Source organism: Kosakonia sp. YIM B13588 (genome assembly GCF_042788165.1).
GTDB classification, from domain to species: domain Bacteria; phylum Pseudomonadota; class Gammaproteobacteria; order Enterobacterales; family Enterobacteriaceae; genus Kosakonia; species Kosakonia sacchari.
Genome location: NZ_JBHZPO010000004.1, coordinates 165,245 through 182,730 on the forward strand (window position 1 = coordinate 165,245; position 17,486 = coordinate 182,730).

Consider the following 17,486-nt stretch of genomic DNA (forward strand, 5'->3'; position numbering starts at 1 on the left):
ACCCACCCGATCACGTAACGATTATGCCGATGCAGTGCTGTCTGGCAGCCCGCGAACCCGGATGGGCTCCTCAATGGCGTTGGCAGCGAGCAAACGTTGTAACGCCGAGATCGCGGTATCGGTCAACTCGTGTCCTTTGGTCAGCACCATCAAGCCATTGGTGGTGCGGATATCTTCGTCAACCACCCAACCCGGCATCAGTTCGCGAATACGTGCAGAACGCACACCGGTGACATTTGAGCGGAAATCCGAGAGGGATTTAATGATGTATTCGGGCAACGGTGGGTGCGCTGCCCGTAAAATTTCCCATGGCCGCTCCAGGCTCCATCCCCGCGCCGCATGTCGCTCCAGTTCAAGGGCGGCGCGCAGCAGATGCGCACCGCGTAAAACCTCAAGCGGCACATTCGGCGCCGGTTCTTTTGCCTGGTGGCGAATGATCCCGGCGACCAGTTCAAGACGGGGAATATTTTCCACCAGCTTTCCCGCGACGTCGGGATGCCCCAGCAGCAGCTTTTTCTCTTCCTCTGAGAGTTTGCGCTGAGCAGCATCGGCCTGAACGATATCGGCGGGGATACCAACACATCCAATTTGGCTTAATGACGCGGCAATGGTGTAGATCCACTCATCTGGCCACTCCAGCTTGGGCAGTGCGTGGCGAACGCAAGATTGGGCGAACGCCGCCCGCTGAAAGGCCCACGGTGCGACCATGGCAAGCACTTCCGTCAGCGTTTTGACCGAGGCGGTAAGGGTGGTTGCCAACAGCTCTTTTTCTGCACAGACGAGACGATACTGGCGCACGGCGTCGTTAAGCGCCGCGACCAGTTCTTCTTTCGGACACGGTTTGCAGAGATAGCGGAAAATGGCGCCTTTATTGATGGCGGCGATAGAGGACTCCACATCAGCCTGGCCGGTAAGCAGGATTCGCACACTCTCGGGTGAGAGCTCCCGCGCTTTCGCCAGAAAGGTGGCGCCATCCATGCCGGGCATGCGCATATCGGACATGATCACCGCAAAGCGTTCTCCCCAACGAACCGCGTCCAGAGCGGCTTCTCCACCCGGAGCTACCACCACATCAAATTCACCAAACAGGTTTCGTTCCATCGCGGCGAGTACGTTAGGTTCATCATCTACGCACAGCACCCTGGGTAAGGCGGTATCAGTCATGAAGAGTGTCCTGTAGGTTAGCGAGCATTTGTTGCCATAAGGGGAGCTGGTCAAGCACGCCTGCTTTTTCAAGGTAATCGCGATCGGGGGTGCTGTTGTTGGCCAGCGCCACAGCGACATGCACCACACCAAGCGCACCGAATGCATCATGTGCGAAACGTGAGGGCTGGGCCTGCCCCGCCACTATTTCGACGATATCGAGCGGTAATCCCCATACCGCCAGCAGGTAAGCGCCTACCGCTGCATGCATGGGAATAGCATTACATGTGGTTATTTCGCTACCGATCTCGCTCATTTCGGGGATCAGCTTCGCAATATTCGCGAGCAGTGCGGCGGTGGGCTCCAGTCCCTGGTGGCCTGTAATCCGGGCGGCGAGTGAGGAGGCAAGAAGAGAGACCCGGCGTAACTCGCTGACCAAAGGATCCCTTTTCGCATCGGTAAAACAGTGTGACGCCAGCACCAGCAATTTCACCTGATCTATGCCGAGAAGCGTAATAGCGCTACCGATATCGTGGATCGACGAACCTCTGTTGAACCAGGCTGAATTCGCAAGCTGCATGATTTTGGCGCTCAGCGCCGGGTCGCTGCCCAGCAATTCGGCAATCTGCCGGGTATCGCTATCGGGGTTATTGAGAAGGTGCTGAACTGCAGTGAACACCTTCGGTGCGGCGGGTAATTGGTTGATCCGACCGACCACGTCGAGCACCGCCGGATCGTTGAACATCGTGCGCAGAGAAAGCGCGCTTTCAATTATCGCTATTAACGTCGCGCTGTCGCAGGGTTTAGAGACAAATCGATGCGCGACTTCCAGCATACGCTGGGTGGCGCCTGGCTCCGAGTAGCCGGATAAAATGATACGTATCGTACCTGGCCAGCGGTTGCGCACCTGCGCCAGTAACTCTGCGCCATCCATAAAGGGCATGCGCATATCGGAGACCACGACATCTGCCGGCGTCTCTTCCAGCATGGTCAGCGCTTCAGGGCCGCTTGTAGCGAAGCGGCACTCCCATTCGGTGTCTTGCATCATGATGGCGCGCTCAATGCCTGAAAGCACCCGGCTTTCGTCATCAACGAACATCACTTGCATGCAGGCTCATCCTCGTTGCGGCAGTTGAGCGGGAATTGCAGGATAAACGTGGAGCCCACGCCTTCTGCTGACTCGCAGCGAATCTTTCCATTATGTTTGTCGACCACGGTGGAATAGACAATCGCTAAGCCTTGTCCTGTCCCTTTACCCACCGCTTTGGTGGTGAAGAAAGGATCGAAAATGCGCTCGCGAATGGCGGCAGGTATGCCACTGCCATCATCCTCGACGCGGATTTCTAAATAGTCGCCGTTCTGTAATGCGGAGATAACGATGCGGCCTTTCTCTTTCACTCCTTCCTGCAGAGTATCCGCAATGGCGTGGGCAGCATTGACCACCAGGTTGAGAATGGCCTGGCCGACCATATCTCGCAGGCAAGGAAGCTGCGGTAAGTTGTCGGCGATGTTAGTTTCGAGTTCCGCCACATATTTCCATTCGTTGCGGGCCACCGTGACCGTGGTATTAATTACATCGCGCACATCTATCCGCTCTTTCACATTCTTCGAAGGGTGGGAAAATTCCTTCATGGCGGCGACAATCCGCGCAATATGCTCAAGCCCTTCCAGAGACTCGTCCAGCGCGCCTGGAATTTGCCGACGCAGAAAATCAATTTTTGTGCGTTTGAGCGTCGTATCGAACTCTGTCATTACCGGATCATCGGCCATTTTTTCTCGTGCAACGTCAGCGAGCGCGAGGGCGGCATTCAGCAGTTTTAGCAGCGAGTCCGTGGCGCCTTTTATAAAGCCGACATTATCGGCAACATATTGTGTCGGGGTGTTGATTTCGTGGGCGATACCGGCGGCGAGCTGACCGATAGATTCCATTTTTTGCGCCTGAAGTAGCTGAGTCTGCGCCAGACGCAGCTCGGCCAGCGCTTTTTCCAGTTCATGCCGTTCGTTTTCTAATTCCATGGTCTTACGCGCGACCACTTTCTCCAGCCCGACATTTTGTTCGAGAATGGCAAACGGTGTGGCGTGACTATGCCTGGCTTCCTGGGCGATGCGGCGTTTCAGCACATCAATGGTTTTATCCCGGGCAGCGAGTTTGCGCTCGTAGTCTGCAGGGGAAAGGGGCGGGGTAGAGGCTTCGGAATAGAGCGACATGATATTTACCCTCCAATGGCGACACCGGTAAATGTCTGGTTGACATGCAACCCGTTGTACTGCTCACCGTAGGTTGAAAAACCCACTACCCGGTTCTGCACCATGATTTCGCCGATCTGCTGCTCCAGCCCCTCTTTTTCGAACTGGAGACGGCGCAGGATACAATCGCAGCCGATGATGACCGCAGGGTTTGGGATCGTCTCGTGCACTTTTTCAAACGCCTGGCTAAACGTCTGGATCGGATCTTCCGCTTTGCCGATCGAAACGATCAGCCCCTCTTCGATAGCGCAATAACAAGTAAGAGAGAGATCGTCGTTTATTTTCTGGATTGAGCGAACGTAGGGTTCATCTCCGAAAGAGAGCACCAGCGGGTTACGGGAAAAGACAGTTGGCGTCAATTCGTCGACGGTAAGGCCAAGGGATTCGGCATAGACCTGAGCGGCAGGTTCACCGTTGATCTCCATAATGAGCCGTTTTTCCGCGTCCGCCTCGGTAATAACCAGTTCAACATCACTGGGGACGAAATGTTGGATCTTAAACGTGGCGACAGGTGAACTGGTTTCGATCACCGCGAAAACGGCAGCGTCAGAGATAAAATGACCATCGCCATCATAAATAAAGCTTTTTTCGAAACGCAGATCGTCACCGGCAGAGCCGCCAATGAGGGGCACATTACCAATCTGTTGATAAAGATTGGCCACCAGTCGCTCTTCGGCCATCGACAGACCATCCACCAGCAGCAGACCAAAACGATGCAGGTTTGGTCTCTCTTCGCTATCGCGGCGAATGGATTCCGCGATATCCGTAATGACCGAGGTGTATTCAAGAAGAGGATGAATGATAAACGCGCGGGCGTGAAAACCACTGCTGAGCCCAAGACCCAGCAGCCCCGAATGCTGAAAACCTTCAGTGCCAATATGACCGGAAGAGGTACAGCCGATGCAGGGGCAGGAGAAGGTGTTTTTTAATTCGCGGCCTAATACCTCCAGATCGTAATCCGGAGAGCAAAAGAAAAGGATGGTTTCAACATCGTCATGACCGATTTGGGCGGCAAACTGAGCAACTGCTTCGGCCGGGTCAGGAGATTCACTACTGGCATATCTGGGCTGGAAACTCACGGCAAATACTCCCAACGTTGTGCAGCGGTTTTCGCCCCTGCGGTAGCATGGCCCAATGCATCGCTCATTGGTCTGATGAAGGAAGATTAGGAGTTGGGGGAGTAAATATCAAATCGGCAGGTTGATAATTTGACAGGCTTTTTACTTCTTATTTCTTTTTGCATCGGCACGGCTAATTCTGCGCATTTCCACCGGTACAGAAACGGCTGAAGGATTAACTTTCTTGAAACCCAGAAGCAGCATGCCGAAGAGACAAAGAACTTGTTGATTAGGTTATTCGGGGCAATGAGTCACACCGATATGCTGTGGTGCGCGGGGACAATCATTTAAAGAAATAATCACTCTGGAGAGTCTCGTGACGGCTTCCGTAATCTCCCGGATGCGCAGGGTAAGCATCGGGTCATTGGCTCTGACAATAGTAAACATTCTCTCAGCCTGTGCATTGGCGATGCTGACATTGATTGCGATATAACTCAGCACCATTTTCATCGTCCGGGGTCGCCAGCAACGTGAGCCAACCTTTAATAAGCAATAATCCATTAGCTCATTCTGATCGTCACTATTTCACTTCCCCGTTACTGTGGCGGGATTACTGGCAACGGGTGATCAGATTATTGTGCTGGTTATACGAAACTGAACATTTCCGCGCTGTTGCTGGAACCATCAATTCGACAGTTTGCAGCGTATTTTTATACCGGCATACAAGGTAGAGCGATGTTTTATGCTCCCTGGCCTCGTCCTGATAATCTGCCAGTGTCCAGACAGTGTCTTTATCCGTATCTGGCATCAGTTCAACCCGCTCTTTTGGCGGACCGACAAACATGCTGGCATCCGTAAGGGCATGCTGCCTCATCGTCGGGGACGGGAATTGCGGACACTGTATATTGTCTGCCTGTGCAATTGTGGTGAACGACAACATAGCGAAAGTGAAAAGAGCGCGTTTACTCCACAACATAATAATCATCCCCGTTGTTTTCCGCGTGTGGCGCTGATGAAAACGAATCATACGTTGCTGACAGGATGAGGTGCAGTCACTTTTTTACCAAAGGATAAAATTCGGAGAGAAAACCCTGTAACGCACTCCGCAGAATAAACAGCCGCATGAAAGAACCCATCGGTATGATTACCCTATGCTTTTTGGGCAGAAGTTTTAGGCATCTATTTAAAATCAACCGCCATTTTTGCGACTCACAAGTAGGCAGAAACAAAAAAGCCACTTCAAGGAAGCGGCTTAATTATATGATTTTAAATATAAAATTTGGTGGCCCCTGTTGGGTTTGAACCAACGACCAAGCGATTATGAGTCGCCTGCTCTAACCACTGAGCTAAGGGGCCGTGGCGGGGAATTATAAAGTAACTTACCCCTGCAATCCAGCATGAATCACCTGGCTGATGTTTTTATAAACAACGCATTTTCAATCTCTTATACTGGAGATTATCGCTTTTGTTCGGGAGTTAAGCATGATCCACGATATTCTGGCGCCGGGGCTACGGGTGGTGTTTTGTGGCATCAACCCGGGTAAATCTTCTGCCCATACTGGTTTCCACTTTGCTCATCCGGGTAATCGTTTCTGGAAAGTTATCCATCAGGCTGGTTTTACCGATCAGCAACTGCGCCCGGAAGATGAGCGGCATCTGCTGGATACTCGCTGTGGCATCACCATGCTGGTTGAGCGTCCAACGGTGCAGGCTACGGAAGTCGGGTTGCATGAGTTGCGTAGCGGGGGCAGGGAACTGGTCAAGAAAATCGAGGATTATCAGCCTGCCGCGCTGGCGGTGTTAGGAAAGCAAGCCTTTGAGCAGGCGTTTAGCGTACGCGGTGTGAACTGGGGTAAGCAAAATATGACGATCGGCGTGACGCAGGTCTGGGTGCTGCCAAACCCCAGCGGGCTTAACCGCGCAACGCTGGATAAGCTGGTGGAAGCGTATCGTGAACTGGACGAAGCATTGGTGACGCGCGGCCTGTAACGACAAATAGCGGGCAAAAAAAAGCTCCCGTATGGGAGCTTTTTTATCGCCTGACGAATTAATCGTCGAGGAAGCTACGCAGCACTTCAGAACGGCTCGGATGGCGCAGTTTACGCAGCGCTTTCGCTTCGATCTGACGGATACGCTCGCGGGTCACGTCAAACTGTTTACCCACTTCTTCCAGCGTATGGTCGGTGTTCATATCGATACCGAAACGCATACGCAGAACTTTCGCTTCACGGGCGGTCAGACCAGCCAGAACGTCGTGCGTTGCGGCGCGCAGACTTTCAGTGGTTGCAGAGTCCAGCGGCAGCTCGAGGGTGGTATCCTCAATGAAATCACCCAGATGCGAATCTTCATCATCACCGATCGGTGTTTCCATGGAGATAGGCTCTTTCGCGATTTTCAGCACCTTACGGATCTTATCTTCCGGCATCAGCATACGCTCAGCCAGTTCTTCCGGCGTAGGTTCACGGCCCATTTCCTGCAGCATCTGGCGGGAGATACGGTTGAGCTTGTTGATCGTCTCAATCATATGCACCGGAATACGGATGGTGCGCGCCTGATCCGCGATGGAACGGGTGATCGCCTGACGGATCCACCAGGTTGCGTAGGTGGAGAATTTGTAACCACGGCGGTATTCGAACTTATCAACCGCTTTCATCAGACCGATGTTGCCTTCCTGAATCAGATCGAGGAACTGCAGACCACGGTTGGTGTATTTCTTGGCGATAGAAATAACCAGACGCAAGTTCGCTTCCACCATCTCTTTCTTCGCACGACGCGCTTTCGCTTCGCCGATAGACATACGACGGTTGATGTCTTTTACCTGCTCAATGGTCAGGCCGGTTTCTTCTTCAATCTGTTGCAGCTTCATTAGGCCGCGTTGAACTTCTTCTGCCACTTCATGCAGTTTTTCCGACCACGGTTTGTTCATGGCCAGCGCAGCGTTGAACCAGGTTTCGTTGGTTTCGTTGCCGGTGAACAGCGTGATGAAGTTTTTCTTCGGCATTTTGCACTGTTCAACGCACAGTTTCATGATGATGCGTTCCTGGGTACGTACGCGATCCATCATGACTCGCATGCTGTTAACCAGGTAATCGAACTGTTTTGGCACCAGACGGAACTGTTTGAACACTTCAGACAGCTTCAGGATCTCTTCCTGCGCGGCAACGTGGCTGCGTCCTTTGGCTTTGATGGTGTCGCGAGTCAGTTCGTACTGGGTACGTAGCTCAGCGAATTTTTCACGCGCCAGTTCAGGATCGATGCTGTTGTCATCATCGCTGTCGTCGTCTTCTTCATCTTCTTCGTCTTCATCATCATCCATCTCTTCGCTGGAGAGTTCAGAACCGACGTGGGTCGCGGTTGGCGCCATGTCTTCTTCAGCGTTTGGATCGACAAAGCCGGTGATCAAATCAGAGAGGCGAGCCTGCTCAGCTTCAACGCGATCATACTGCTCCAGCAGATAGGTGATCGCTTCCGGGTATTCGGCAACGGAGCACTGAACCTGGTTGATGCCGTCTTCGATGCGTTTAGCGATGTCGATTTCGCCTTCGCGGGTCAGCAGCTCAACGGTGCCCATTTCGCGCATGTACATGCGCACCGGGTCAGTGGTTCGCCCGATTTCAGATTCAACGCTGGAAAGCACTTGTGCGGCGGCTTCTTCCGCATCTTCGTCAGTGTTGTTGGAGTTTTCGGCCAGCAACAGATCATCGGCGTCCGGTGCTTCTTCCATCACCTGGATGCCCATGTCGTTGATCATTTGGATGATGTCTTCGATCTGATCGGAGTCGACGATATCTTCCGGCAGATGGTCATTGACCTCGGCATAGGTCAGATAGCCTTGCTCCTTACCACGGGTGACAAGAAGCTTCAGCTGTGACTGCGGGTTTTGCTCCATAAGACGGTATCCACACTTAATTCATGAGGGTTGGTGTCGGTCGGCGAAATAAACCGCCAACATTTAACGCGAGGGTGTATTTATATTTTTGCCGCTGGCCCTCATCGCGGCTGTCGGGATCTTCCCGATCGGTTATCGGCACTTAAGCCGTTGAATTCACTTTTTTGCCAGTTCCTGGTTCAATTGCCAGAGTTCCCGGCGTTCTTCGCTGCTTAAACCATGTGTGCGGTCACGAGCTATTAACTCTTCTTGCCGCCGTTCAAGCATCGAATCAAACATATGATTGAGCGCGTCGGTGAACGTTTTTTCAGCGATATCTTTATCTGCTATATCGTCCCACATCGACAGTTTTTCAAGGGTTGCAGCTTCTTTTGTGCCGCGATAGTGCTCAAGCAACTGGCCAGTAGTCAGGCCTGGCTGTGACAAACAAGTGTTGACCAGTTCTGTAAATAAGCCAAGCCCGGCAAGCTTTGATTGATCCAAACCCTCTAACGGTGGAACCTTTGGAGCCAGTTCCGGGTTCTGGAGCAATAACCCTATCAGTATACGCATGGTTGTGCGTTTTAGCTGGGGAGCGGGGCGCGTCGTTGCGCTTTCCACCTGTTTTGGCATTAATCGATCAAGTTGCGCATCGTCGAATATGCCAATTTTATTCCCCAACAGCTGGCGCAGCTGGATGCGTAGCGTTTCACCCGGCACCTGGTTGATTAACGGCAGCGCTAATGCGGCAAGCTGCGTTGTACCATCCGGCGTGGTTAAATCCGCCTGTGGCAACAGGCTGTTAAACAGAAACGTGGAGAGCGGCAGTGCCTGCTCCATCCGCGCTTCAAACGCCTCTTTGCCCTCTTTACGCACCAGCGTGTCCGGATCTTCGCCATCCGGTAAAAACATAAAACGCAGCTGACGGCCATCGCTCATATAAGGCAGCGCGGTTTCCAGCGCTCGCCATGCGGCATCACGGCCAGCACGGTCGCCGTCGTAACAACAGATAACATTTTTAGTTACGCGAAAAAGTAACTGAATATGATCCGCCGTTGTTGACGTTCCGAGCGAAGCCACCGCGTAGTTGATGCCGTATTGCGCCAGCGCCACCACGTCCATATAACCTTCAACGACCAACAGTCGCTGGGGCTCGTCATTGTCCTGCTGCGCTTCATAAAGGCCATACAGCTGGCGGCCCTTATGGAAAATATCCGTTTCCGGGGAGTTCAGGTATTTAGGCGTATCGTTACCCAGAACGCGCCCACCAAAACCAATCACCCGCCCACGTTTGTCACGAATGGGAAACATGACCCGTTCGCGGAAACGATCGTAACTGCGTCCCTGATCGTTTGTGACCAGCATACCCGCATCAATCAGTGATTTACGGTTTTCGCTGTTGCCGCCAAAACGCTTTAATACGTTGTCCCAGCCGGGGGGCGCGTAACCAATGGCGAACCGCTCAATGATTTCGCTGCTCAAACCGCGTCTGGACAGATACTGGCGTGCAGGCTCTGCGGCAGGTTGTGTCAACGATTGCTGATAAAACGCGTTTAGCCCATCCATTAATTGATAGAGCGTTTGCCGTTGATGGCGCTCTATCAGGCTGGGTCCACTGCCTGCTTCAAACGGCACTTCAAGGTTGTGCATTGCCGCCAGTTCTTCGACGCTTTCGACAAACTCGAGCTTGTCGTAGTTCATCAGGAAGTCGAGCGCGTTGCCATGCGCGCCACAGCCAAAGCAGTGGTAAAACTGTTTTTCACCGTTCACGGTGAAAGAGGGCGTTTTTTCGTTATGGAAAGGACAACACGCGTGATAATTCTTGCCCTGCTTTTTCAGCTTTACACGCGCGTCGATGAGATCGACGATGTCGGTGCGCGCCAGCAGGTCATTAATGAAGACACGTGGGATTCGTCCAGCCATAAGCCCCGTTTTGATCTTTTATAGCCGTTGTTTTCCGGGCCAACATAATGCGACCGGAATCCGCAGGTTATATCAGGTAATAAACGAAAATAAGCCGCGCATTCCTTTCGGAAGCACGGCCTTACAACTACAACTCGGTCTAAACGAAAGGGCGCTTGCCCTGACAGATTAGTACAGACGAGTACGGCGTGCGTTTTCGCGAGCCAGTTTCTTCGCGTGACGTTTCACTGCGGATGCTTTAGCGCGTTTACGTTCGGTAGTCGGTTTTTCATAGAACTCACGACGACGAACTTCCGCCAGAACACCTGCTTTCTCACAGGAACGTTTGAAGCGACGCAGAGCTACGTCGAACGGCTCGTTTTCACGTACTTTAATTACCGGCATGTGCCTCTCACCTTTGATTAATTCGGTTTGCCGCTGGCGTTCACGCCAGCTTATTTCAAAATGGTGCGGAATTTTACTGCAAGTGCTGCTGCTTTGTAAAGCACCGCCGCCCTTTTTGAAAGGGGACTTTTGTAAGGGTGAGGAGTATACACGAACTCCGCTGCAGGAGTGAGCAAAGTTTTACTTCGACCCGCATTCGCCCTACACTGCGCGCTATTACAAAGAGGTAAACAGAGTCATGCGCATACTGGGCATTGAAACATCCTGCGATGAAACCGGCATCGCAATTTATGACGATCAACAAGGGCTGTTAGCCAACCAACTGTATAGTCAGGTAAAACTTCACGCCGATTACGGCGGCGTCGTGCCAGAGCTGGCTTCGCGCGATCACGTGCGTAAAACCGTGCCGCTGATTCAGGCCGCGTTGGAAGAGTCCGGATTAACTGCGAAAGATATCGATGCAGTGGCTTACACCGCAGGGCCTGGCCTTGTCGGCGCGCTGCTGGTTGGCGCGACGGTTGGTCGTTCGCTCGCTTTCGCCTGGGACGTTCCCGCTATTCCGGTTCACCATATGGAAGGGCACTTGCTGGCGCCAATGCTGGAAGAAAATCCACCGGCGTTTCCATTCGTTGCGCTGCTGGTTTCCGGCGGCCACACGCAGCTTATCAGCGTAACCGGCATCGGACATTACGAGCTGCTCGGTGAGTCGATTGACGATGCCGCCGGGGAAGCTTTTGATAAAACGGCTAAGCTGCTGGGGCTTGATTACCCGGGCGGGCCGATGCTGTCAAAACTGGCGGCTCAGGGCACCGAAGGCCGTTTTGTCTTCCCGCGTCCGATGACCGATCGTCCGGGGCTGGATTTTAGCTTCTCCGGTCTGAAAACTTTCGCGGCGAATACCATTCGTAACAACGGTTCTGACGAGCAAACCCGCGCCGATATTGCGCGTGCGTTTGAAGACGCAGTGGTTGATACGCTGATGATCAAATGCAAGCGTGCGCTGGATCAAACCGGTTTTACGCGTCTGGTGATGGCGGGCGGTGTGAGCGCCAACCGTACGCTGCGTGCGAAGCTGGCGGAAATGATGCATAAACGTCGCGGCGAAGTGTTCTATGCGCGCCCGGAGTTTTGCACCGATAATGGCGCGATGATCGCCTATGCGGGAATGGTGCGTCTGAAAGCGGGTAATGATGCCGGGCTGGGTGTGACAGTGCGTCCGCGCTGGCCGCTGGCGGAGCTGCCTGCGGCGTAAACCGTGATGGCCCGGTAGCACACTGTGCGCCGGGCAATACTATGACGCTTTTTCTTTCTCTTCTTTTTTCTTCTTCAGCTTCGACCAGATTTTGCCTTCCTGGTGTCGCCACAGGCGCTGAATATTGTCGTGATGGCGTAGCAGGATCAGGCAGGACAGCATCGCGACCGGGAAAGTGAACTGCGGTTTGAACCACCAGACATAAAAGGGCGCTATTAACGCGCTGACAATCGCCCCCAGCGATGAATAGCCGCTCAGCAGTACCGTTAACAGCCAGGTTCCCGCCATCACGCCTGTTAAATCCCAGCCGATAGGTGCAATAGCGCCAAATGCCGTCGCCACCCCTTTACCGCCTTGAAACTTAAAGAAAACCGGCCAGATATGGCCAAGACAGGCGGCAATCGCAATAAGGCCGAGCCAGAACGGCGTTACGCCAAGCGCGTACGCGCCCCACACCGGCAGCATGCCTTTTAAGACGTCAAAAATCAGGACCGTTAGCGCTGCACCTTTGCCGCCAATGCGTAATACGTTGGTCGCTCCGGGATTGCCGGAGCCACTCGCGCGCGGATCGGGCAGACCGGCGATGCGGCAGACCAGAATGGCGCTGGAAATAGAGCCACAAAGGTATGCAAGGAGAATCATCCCAGGCGCGATTGCACTCATAACGCTGTTCCGTTGTGAAAATGTCGTTTTATTCTCTGCATCCATGGATAATACGCATAAATGATGGAAAGTGGTATCCAGGTTTTGCGCAAAATCTGCCAGGCAGCCAATCAAGATGCGGCCTGGCAGTGGCAATGGCGGGGCAAATAGCAGGCGAGGTGAAATGGACATTGTATTTATAGAGCAGCTTTCGGTTATCACCACTATTGGTGTTTACGACTGGGAACAGACCATTGAGCAGAAGCTGGTGTTCGATATCGAAATGGCCTGGGATAACCGCGTTGCGGCGAAAAGCGACAATGTGAACGATTGTCTGAGCTATGCGGATATCGCGGATGTGATTATCGGCCATGTCGAAGGCGGGCGTTTTGCGCTGGTTGAACGCGTTGCGGAGGAGGTGGCTGAGCTGTTGCTGGCGCGCTTTAATTCGCCCTGGGTGCGTATCAAATTGAGCAAACCAGGTGCGGTTGCGCGGGCGCTGAATGTGGGCGTAATCATTGAGCGTGGCTTAAATCCGAAAGAAAGTATTTAAATTCATAATAGTTAAACCAAGCGCTAGTATTCAGGTCATAGATCTCGGTCTTTCACGGCTTCTCCGCGGGATAAGCCGTTTTTTATATCTTTTTAGGGGTTTATTTGATGGGCGATATGCATTCATTGCTGGTAGCAGCCATTCTGGGTGTCGTTGAAGGTCTCACAGAATTTCTGCCCGTATCCAGTACCGGTCACATGATAATCGTTGGGCATTTATTAGGCTTTGAAGGTGATACGGCAAAAACGTTCGAGGTGGTGATCCAGTTAGGTTCGATCCTCGCGGTGGTGGTGATGTTCTGGCGGCGTTTGTTTGGCCTGATTGGCATTCATTTCGGCAAGCAGCCGCATGAAGGGACCGGCACCGGCCGCCTGACGCTGATTCATATCCTGTTAGGCATGATCCCGGCGGTAGTGCTGGGGTTGGTATTCCACGATACCATCAAATCGCTGTTTAACCCGTTAAACGTGACCTATGCGCTGGTAGTCGGTGGTGTCTTGCTGATTGCCGCCGAAGTGCTGAAGCCGAAAGTCCCGCGCGCACAGGGCGTAGATGATATGACTTATCGCCAGGCGTTTATGATTGGTTGCTTCCAGTGTCTGGCGCTGTGGCCGGGTTTTTCCCGTTCCGGGGCGACGATCTCCGGCGGGATGCTGATGGGCGTTAGCCGCTATGCGGCGTCCGAGTTCTCTTTCCTGCTGGCGGTGCCGATGATGATGGGCGCGACGGTACTGGATCTCTATAAGAGCATGGGCTTTCTCACCGTGGGTGATATCCCAATGTTCGCCGTCGGTTTTATCACCGCATTTATCGTTGCGCTGATTGCCATCAAAACCTTCCTGGAGCTGATTAAACACATCTCCTTTATTCCGTTCGCGATTTACCGTTTTGTGGTCGCGGCAGCGGTTTATCTGGTCTTCTTCTAAGACTTGCGCCCTCAGTCTTTTGGCTGAGGGCAACGGTGTTCCTTCCAGACCGCCAGAGCTGCAATCCGTCGACGCGTCAGCTCTTCACGCACTTCCGCTCCCTTAAACCCAGCCTCTATGACGGCTTTCGTCGGCACGGCGCGCGCCACTTCCCAGGCTTCACGCAGTAAACGCCCCTGCGAATAGTCGCAGACTTCAAAACCGGTACGCCCACGCACGTCCGCTTCGCTGGTTAGCGCGATTTGCTCAACACGCTGCGGTTTACGCCAGGCGTCGATGGAATCGAACAATTTGACGATGGTTTTCGGCTGCAAAATAGGGAAGGTGTGGATCAGGTCGTGGAACTCCGCCACCAGTTTGGCTAAATCGCGGAGCTCGTTTGGTACGCGTAGCCGCTGGCACAAGCCCTCGACCAGTTTGACGCCCGCCGGGCCGTGCCCGTGGTGGCGCGGCCAGAGCGCTTTTGGCGTTAGCGCTTTGCCTAAATCGTGGCACAACGTGGCGAAACGCACATCCACCTGCGGGCTGAGCATCGCCGCCATCGAGAGCGTCATTAGTGTATGTATGCCGGTGTCGATTTCCGGGTGCCATTTCGCCGGTGCCGGTACGCCAAACAGCGCGTCGATTTCCGGGAACAGTACTTTCAGCGCGCCGCAATCGCGTAGCACCTGGAAATAAACCTGGGGATTACGGGTTTGCAGCGCGCTCTCGGTCTCTTTCCACACCCGTTCGGGTGTCAGGTGCTCAAGTTCGCCCGCATCGGTCATCGCGCGCATCAGAGCCAGCGTTTCATCGGCGATACGGAAGCTAAGGTGTGCGTAACGGGCGGCAAAGCGCGCAACGCGTAACACGCGCAGCGGATCTTCGCCAAAAGCCGGGGAGACGTGGCGCAGAATGCGGTTACGCAAATCCTGCTGGCCACCATAGGGATCGATAATATCGCCCTGGCTATCTTGCGCCAGCGCATTCACGGTTAAATCACGGCGTAGCAGATCCTGCTCCAGCGTCACGTCTGGCGCGGCATAACAGGTGAAACCGGTATAGCCGGAGCCAGATTTGCGCTCGGTACGCGCCAGCGCATACTCTTCGTGGCTTTGCGGGTGGAGGAACACAGGAAAGTCGCGGCCTACCTGCTGATAACCCGCGTCGAGCATCTCTTGCGGCGTCGCGCCGACAACAACCCAATCTTTGTCTTTGACCGGCAGGCCCAACAACGTATCACGTACTGCACCACCGACCAGATAACTCTTCACGCCGCCACTCTCCTCTACACATTTGCCGACAGATAATACGTAAGTGTAGAGAAGATGGCGAATCTGCTTAGTTCATCCAGCGATCTTTGCGTTTACGGGTAGGGATCATATGCGGTAACAGCAGGCCGAGGATCAGGCCCGCGCCCAGCACGCCGCCGCCATACATAAACCACTGCATAATGATGGTGCGCTGTTTGTCATCCAGTTGCAGGTTCGCGGCGCTCACCTTCTTCTGCGCCACGATTAACTCATTTTTAAGCTTTTGATTTTCATCTTTCAGACCGCTAATCACGCTATCGCTCTGGGCGACTTTCTGCTGCATTTCGGCGGTTTTCTGGTTCCAGGTATTGTCGATATTGTTCAGTTTATCGGTCAGCGTTTTCACCTGGTTTTCCAGTTCTGGCACGCGGGTGCGCAGGCTTGGCTGGCTGTTCAGCTCTTTCAGGGGGATCCACGCGGTACGCCCGGTGCTGTCGCGCACCTGGCCGTAATCACTGTTTTCCTGCAACAGCGTGACTTCCTCACCGGCATTCACCGTGCCGACAAGGCGATAATTATCGCCCGGGCCGCTACGAACCCAGGTATTCAGTTCATCGGAAACGTAACGTTTTTCTTCGGCGTGGGTACCAACGGACACGCTAAGTGCAAAAAGGGTCAATCCAATCAGGCGTAATTTTGGCATCAGGCAGTCATTTTTTTCATTAAATGTGAGTGATAAACAGTGGCAACAGTCTGACGATACCTGGCTGCTGGCATCAATCGGAATCTTCCAGGTCAAACTGCGCACTTACGCGAACTTTTGCACCCGTCAGATTGCGCATTGCATGGCAATTTGACGCAAAATACTATCTACTGACAAACATCGGGCGCGTTAGTTCGCCGAAATTTTCACTGATGTGACATAACCATAAGTGCAAGGCCATGGCTCAGGAAATCGAATTAAAGTTTATCGTGAAGAGCGACAGCGTGGAAACGCTTCGTCAACATCTGCATACGCTGACCGAAGAACATATCGCGTCCAGCCAGTTACTCAACATCTATTACGAGACGCCGGATAACTGGCTGCGCGGCCACGATATGGGGCTGCGCATCCGTGGTTTTGACGGCCAGTACGAAATGACGATGAAAATCGCCGGGCGGGTAATTGGCGGTTTGCATCAGCGGCCTGAATACAATATTCCACTTACCCAGCCGGAACTTGATCTGGCGCGCTTCCCGGCGGAAGTGTGGCCTGATGGCGTGCTACCTGCAGATTTACAAGCGCGAGTGCAGCCGCTGTTTAGCACGGATTTCTACCGTGAAAAATGGCTGGTTAACGTTGGCGAGAGCCGCATTGAAATTGGCCTTGATTTAGGCGAAGTCAAAGCGGGTGAATTTGTTGAGCCGATTTGTGAACTGGAGCTGGAACTGCTGAGCGGTTCTCCGGCGGATATTCTCAAGCTGGCGCGCCAACTGGTAAACGTCTCCGGGTTGCGGCAGGGCAGCCTGAGCAAAGCGGCGCGCGGTTATCACCTGGCGCAGGGCAATGCCGTGCGCGAACGCCGCCCAATGGCGATTCTGCAAACCCCCGTCAAGGCCAGCATTGAACAGGCTTTTGCCGCCGCGCTGGAACTGGCGTTGTCGCAATGGCAATACCATGAGGAGCTGTGGGTACGGGGAAATGAGAAAGCGAAAGCCGATGTTCTGAGCGCCATTGCGTTGCTGCGCCACACACTGGCGCTGTTTGGCGGTATTGTCCCGCGCAAAGCGAGCGCTCACTTACGTGATCTGTTGACACAGTCTGAAGCGACCATTACGTCTGCCGTTTCAGCAAATACGGCGGTGTGGAGCGCGCAATCGGCCCTGGCAAAACTGGTGCTCACCGAGTGGTTAGTGACGCAGGGCTGGCGAACCTTCCTTGATGAAAAAGCGCAGGCCAAATTCGCCGACTCCTTTAAACGCTTTGCTGACGTCCATCTGTCACGCTGCGCCGCCGAGCTGAAAAAAGCCTTTGCCCAGCCGCTGGGCGACAGCTATCGCGACCAGTTGCCGCGCCTGGCGCGTGATATCGACAGCGTGTTACTGCTGGCCGGGCATTACGATCGCGCACGCGCCGTAGAGTGGCTGGAAAACTGGCAGGGGCTTCAGCACGCCATTGAAACGCGCCAGAGAGTCGAAATCGAACATTTCCGTAATACCGCGATTACCCAGGAGCCGTTCTGGTTGCACAGCGGAAAACGTTAACGAAAGGATATTTC

Annotated in this window: 17 protein-coding genes and 1 tRNA gene; 5 read left to right on the plus strand and 13 right to left on the minus strand. The window is 53.7% G+C overall.

Annotation, left to right across the window (positions count from 1 at the left end; translation table 11 throughout):
* Positions 1-21 precede the first annotated feature (21 nt).
* The 7 genes from ACFX4U_RS09880 to ACFX4U_RS09910 all read right to left on the minus strand — a co-directional run bounded on the left by ACFX4U_RS09880 (position 22) and on the right by ACFX4U_RS09910 (position 5,804).
* Positions 22-1,164 (minus strand): response regulator, encoded by a 1,143-nt coding sequence (locus ACFX4U_RS09880; RefSeq protein ID WP_313510397.1) that lies wholly within the window; start codon positions 1,162-1,164, stop codon positions 22-24.
* Positions 1,157-2,251 (minus strand): HDOD domain-containing protein, encoded by a 1,095-nt coding sequence (locus tag ACFX4U_RS09885; RefSeq protein ID WP_313510399.1) that lies wholly within the window; start codon positions 2,249-2,251, stop codon positions 1,157-1,159. Before ACFX4U_RS09885 ends, ACFX4U_RS09880 begins: the two co-directional genes overlap by 8 nt.
* The gene (locus tag ACFX4U_RS09890; protein WP_305734941.1) at positions 2,242-3,351 is read right to left on the minus strand and encodes a sensor histidine kinase; all 1,110 of its coding nucleotides are present in this window, start codon (positions 3,349-3,351) and stop codon (positions 2,242-2,244) included. The genes ACFX4U_RS09885 and ACFX4U_RS09890 overlap by 10 nt, the downstream gene beginning before the upstream one ends.
* Positions 3,352-3,356: 5 nt before the next feature.
* On the minus strand, positions 3,357-4,469 hold the full coding sequence (locus ACFX4U_RS09895; RefSeq protein ID WP_313510402.1) for an FIST N-terminal domain-containing protein: 1,113 nt from the start codon (positions 4,467-4,469) through the stop codon (positions 3,357-3,359).
* 273 nt (positions 4,470-4,742) lie between these two features.
* Positions 4,743-4,958 (minus strand): hypothetical protein, encoded by a 216-nt coding sequence (locus ACFX4U_RS09900; protein ID WP_313510403.1) that lies wholly within the window; start codon positions 4,956-4,958, stop codon positions 4,743-4,745.
* A 100-nt stretch (positions 4,959-5,058) separates the two neighbouring features.
* Positions 5,059-5,475, minus strand: a complete 417-nt coding sequence (locus ACFX4U_RS09905; RefSeq protein ID WP_313510404.1) for an STY0301 family protein — start codon at positions 5,473-5,475, stop codon at positions 5,059-5,061.
* 253 nt (positions 5,476-5,728) lie between these two features.
* Positions 5,729-5,804, minus strand: a tRNA-Ile gene (locus ACFX4U_RS09910).
* A 126-nt stretch (positions 5,805-5,930) separates the two neighbouring features.
* Here ACFX4U_RS09910 and mug point away from each other — a divergent pair.
* On the plus strand, positions 5,931-6,437 hold the full coding sequence (mug, locus tag ACFX4U_RS09915) for a G/U mismatch-specific DNA glycosylase (RefSeq protein WP_200552295.1): 507 nt from the start codon (positions 5,931-5,933) through the stop codon (positions 6,435-6,437).
* A 58-nt stretch (positions 6,438-6,495) separates the two neighbouring features.
* Here mug and rpoD read toward each other — a convergent pair whose 3' ends face one another.
* From rpoD to rpsU, 3 genes are all read right to left on the minus strand, one after another.
* The gene (gene rpoD, locus ACFX4U_RS09920; RefSeq protein ID WP_017457431.1) at positions 6,496-8,337 is read right to left on the minus strand and encodes an RNA polymerase sigma factor RpoD; all 1,842 of its coding nucleotides are present in this window, start codon (positions 8,335-8,337) and stop codon (positions 6,496-6,498) included.
* A 156-nt stretch (positions 8,338-8,493) separates the two neighbouring features.
* Complete coding sequence (gene dnaG, locus ACFX4U_RS09925; protein ID WP_349350406.1) at positions 8,494-10,239, minus strand: DNA primase; 1,746 nt, start codon at positions 10,237-10,239, stop codon at positions 8,494-8,496.
* A gap of 168 nt (positions 10,240-10,407) precedes the next feature.
* Positions 10,408-10,623, minus strand: coding sequence for a 30S ribosomal protein S21 (gene rpsU / locus ACFX4U_RS09930; protein WP_001144069.1), 216 nt, complete (start codon positions 10,621-10,623; stop codon positions 10,408-10,410).
* A 238-nt stretch (positions 10,624-10,861) separates the two neighbouring features.
* On the opposite strand from rpsU, the gene tsaD reads away from it, so the two are divergent.
* Positions 10,862-11,875, plus strand: a complete 1,014-nt coding sequence (gene tsaD, locus ACFX4U_RS09935; protein ID WP_313511244.1) for a tRNA (adenosine(37)-N6)-threonylcarbamoyltransferase complex transferase subunit TsaD — start codon at positions 10,862-10,864, stop codon at positions 11,873-11,875.
* 39 nt (positions 11,876-11,914) lie between these two features.
* On the opposite strand, the gene plsY is transcribed toward tsaD, so the two are convergent.
* Positions 11,915-12,538, minus strand: coding sequence for a glycerol-3-phosphate 1-O-acyltransferase PlsY (gene plsY / locus ACFX4U_RS09940; RefSeq protein WP_313511243.1), 624 nt, complete (start codon positions 12,536-12,538; stop codon positions 11,915-11,917).
* A gap of 163 nt (positions 12,539-12,701) precedes the next feature.
* Here plsY and folB point away from each other — a divergent pair, with 163 nt between their 5' ends.
* Both folB and bacA read left to right on the plus strand, forming a co-directional pair.
* Positions 12,702-13,070 carry a bifunctional dihydroneopterin aldolase/7,8-dihydroneopterin epimerase gene (folB, locus tag ACFX4U_RS09945; protein ID WP_065370028.1) on the plus strand — a complete coding sequence of 123 codons (369 nt, stop codon included), beginning with the start codon at positions 12,702-12,704 and terminating at the stop codon, positions 13,068-13,070.
* A 107-nt stretch (positions 13,071-13,177) separates the two neighbouring features.
* Complete coding sequence (bacA, locus tag ACFX4U_RS09950) at positions 13,178-13,996, plus strand: undecaprenyl-diphosphate phosphatase (RefSeq protein ID WP_313511242.1); 819 nt, start codon at positions 13,178-13,180, stop codon at positions 13,994-13,996.
* 11 nt (positions 13,997-14,007) lie between these two features.
* Here bacA and ACFX4U_RS09955 read toward each other — a convergent pair whose 3' ends face one another.
* Both ACFX4U_RS09955 and ACFX4U_RS09960 read right to left on the minus strand, forming a co-directional pair.
* Positions 14,008-15,249, minus strand: a complete 1,242-nt coding sequence (locus ACFX4U_RS09955; protein WP_313511241.1) for a multifunctional CCA addition/repair protein — start codon at positions 15,247-15,249, stop codon at positions 14,008-14,010.
* A 67-nt stretch (positions 15,250-15,316) separates the two neighbouring features.
* Positions 15,317-15,931: a TIGR04211 family SH3 domain-containing protein gene (locus tag ACFX4U_RS09960; RefSeq protein ID WP_065370030.1), complete on the minus strand. Its 615-nt coding sequence runs from the start codon at positions 15,929-15,931 to the stop codon at positions 15,317-15,319.
* 239 nt (positions 15,932-16,170) lie between these two features.
* Here ACFX4U_RS09960 and ACFX4U_RS09965 point away from each other — a divergent pair, with 239 nt between their 5' ends.
* Positions 16,171-17,472, plus strand: coding sequence for an inorganic triphosphatase (locus tag ACFX4U_RS09965; RefSeq protein ID WP_313511219.1), 1,302 nt, complete (start codon positions 16,171-16,173; stop codon positions 17,470-17,472).
* Positions 17,473-17,486 lie beyond the last annotated feature (14 nt).

Bases quoted from the DNA above. Each gene is read 5' to 3' on its own strand.
- ACFX4U_RS09880 (WP_313510397.1), bottom strand. From the start codon at position 1,164: ATGACTGATACCGCCTTACCCAGGGTGCTGTGCGTAGATGATGAACCT.
- ACFX4U_RS09885 (WP_313510399.1), bottom strand. From the start codon at position 2,251: ATGCAAGTGATGTTCGTTGATGACGAAAGCCGGGTGCTTTCAGGCATT.
- ACFX4U_RS09890 (WP_305734941.1), bottom strand. From the start codon at position 3,351: ATGTCGCTCTATTCCGAAGCCTCTACCCCGCCCCTTTCCCCTGCAGAC.
- ACFX4U_RS09900 (WP_313510403.1), bottom strand. From the start codon at position 4,958: ATGAAAATGGTGCTGAGTTATATCGCAATCAATGTCAGCATCGCCAAT.
- ACFX4U_RS09905 (WP_313510404.1), bottom strand. From the start codon at position 5,475: ATGATTCGTTTTCATCAGCGCCACACGCGGAAAACAACGGGGATGATT.
- mug (WP_200552295.1), top strand. From the start codon at position 5,931: ATGATCCACGATATTCTGGCGCCGGGGCTACGGGTGGTGTTTTGTGGC.
- rpoD (WP_017457431.1), bottom strand. From the start codon at position 8,337: ATGGAGCAAAACCCGCAGTCACAGCTGAAGCTTCTTGTCACCCGTGGT.
- dnaG (WP_349350406.1), bottom strand. From the start codon at position 10,239: ATGGCTGGACGAATCCCACGTGTCTTCATTAATGACCTGCTGGCGCGC.
- rpsU (WP_001144069.1), bottom strand. From the start codon at position 10,623: ATGCCGGTAATTAAAGTACGTGAAAACGAGCCGTTCGACGTAGCTCTG.
- tsaD (WP_313511244.1), top strand. From the start codon at position 10,862: ATGCGCATACTGGGCATTGAAACATCCTGCGATGAAACCGGCATCGCA.
- plsY (WP_313511243.1), bottom strand. From the start codon at position 12,538: ATGAGTGCAATCGCGCCTGGGATGATTCTCCTTGCATACCTTTGTGGC.
- folB (WP_065370028.1), top strand. From the start codon at position 12,702: ATGGACATTGTATTTATAGAGCAGCTTTCGGTTATCACCACTATTGGT.
- bacA (WP_313511242.1), top strand. From the start codon at position 13,178: ATGGGCGATATGCATTCATTGCTGGTAGCAGCCATTCTGGGTGTCGTT.
- ACFX4U_RS09960 (WP_065370030.1), bottom strand. From the start codon at position 15,931: ATGCCAAAATTACGCCTGATTGGATTGACCCTTTTTGCACTTAGCGTG.
- ACFX4U_RS09965 (WP_313511219.1), top strand. From the start codon at position 16,171: ATGGCTCAGGAAATCGAATTAAAGTTTATCGTGAAGAGCGACAGCGTG.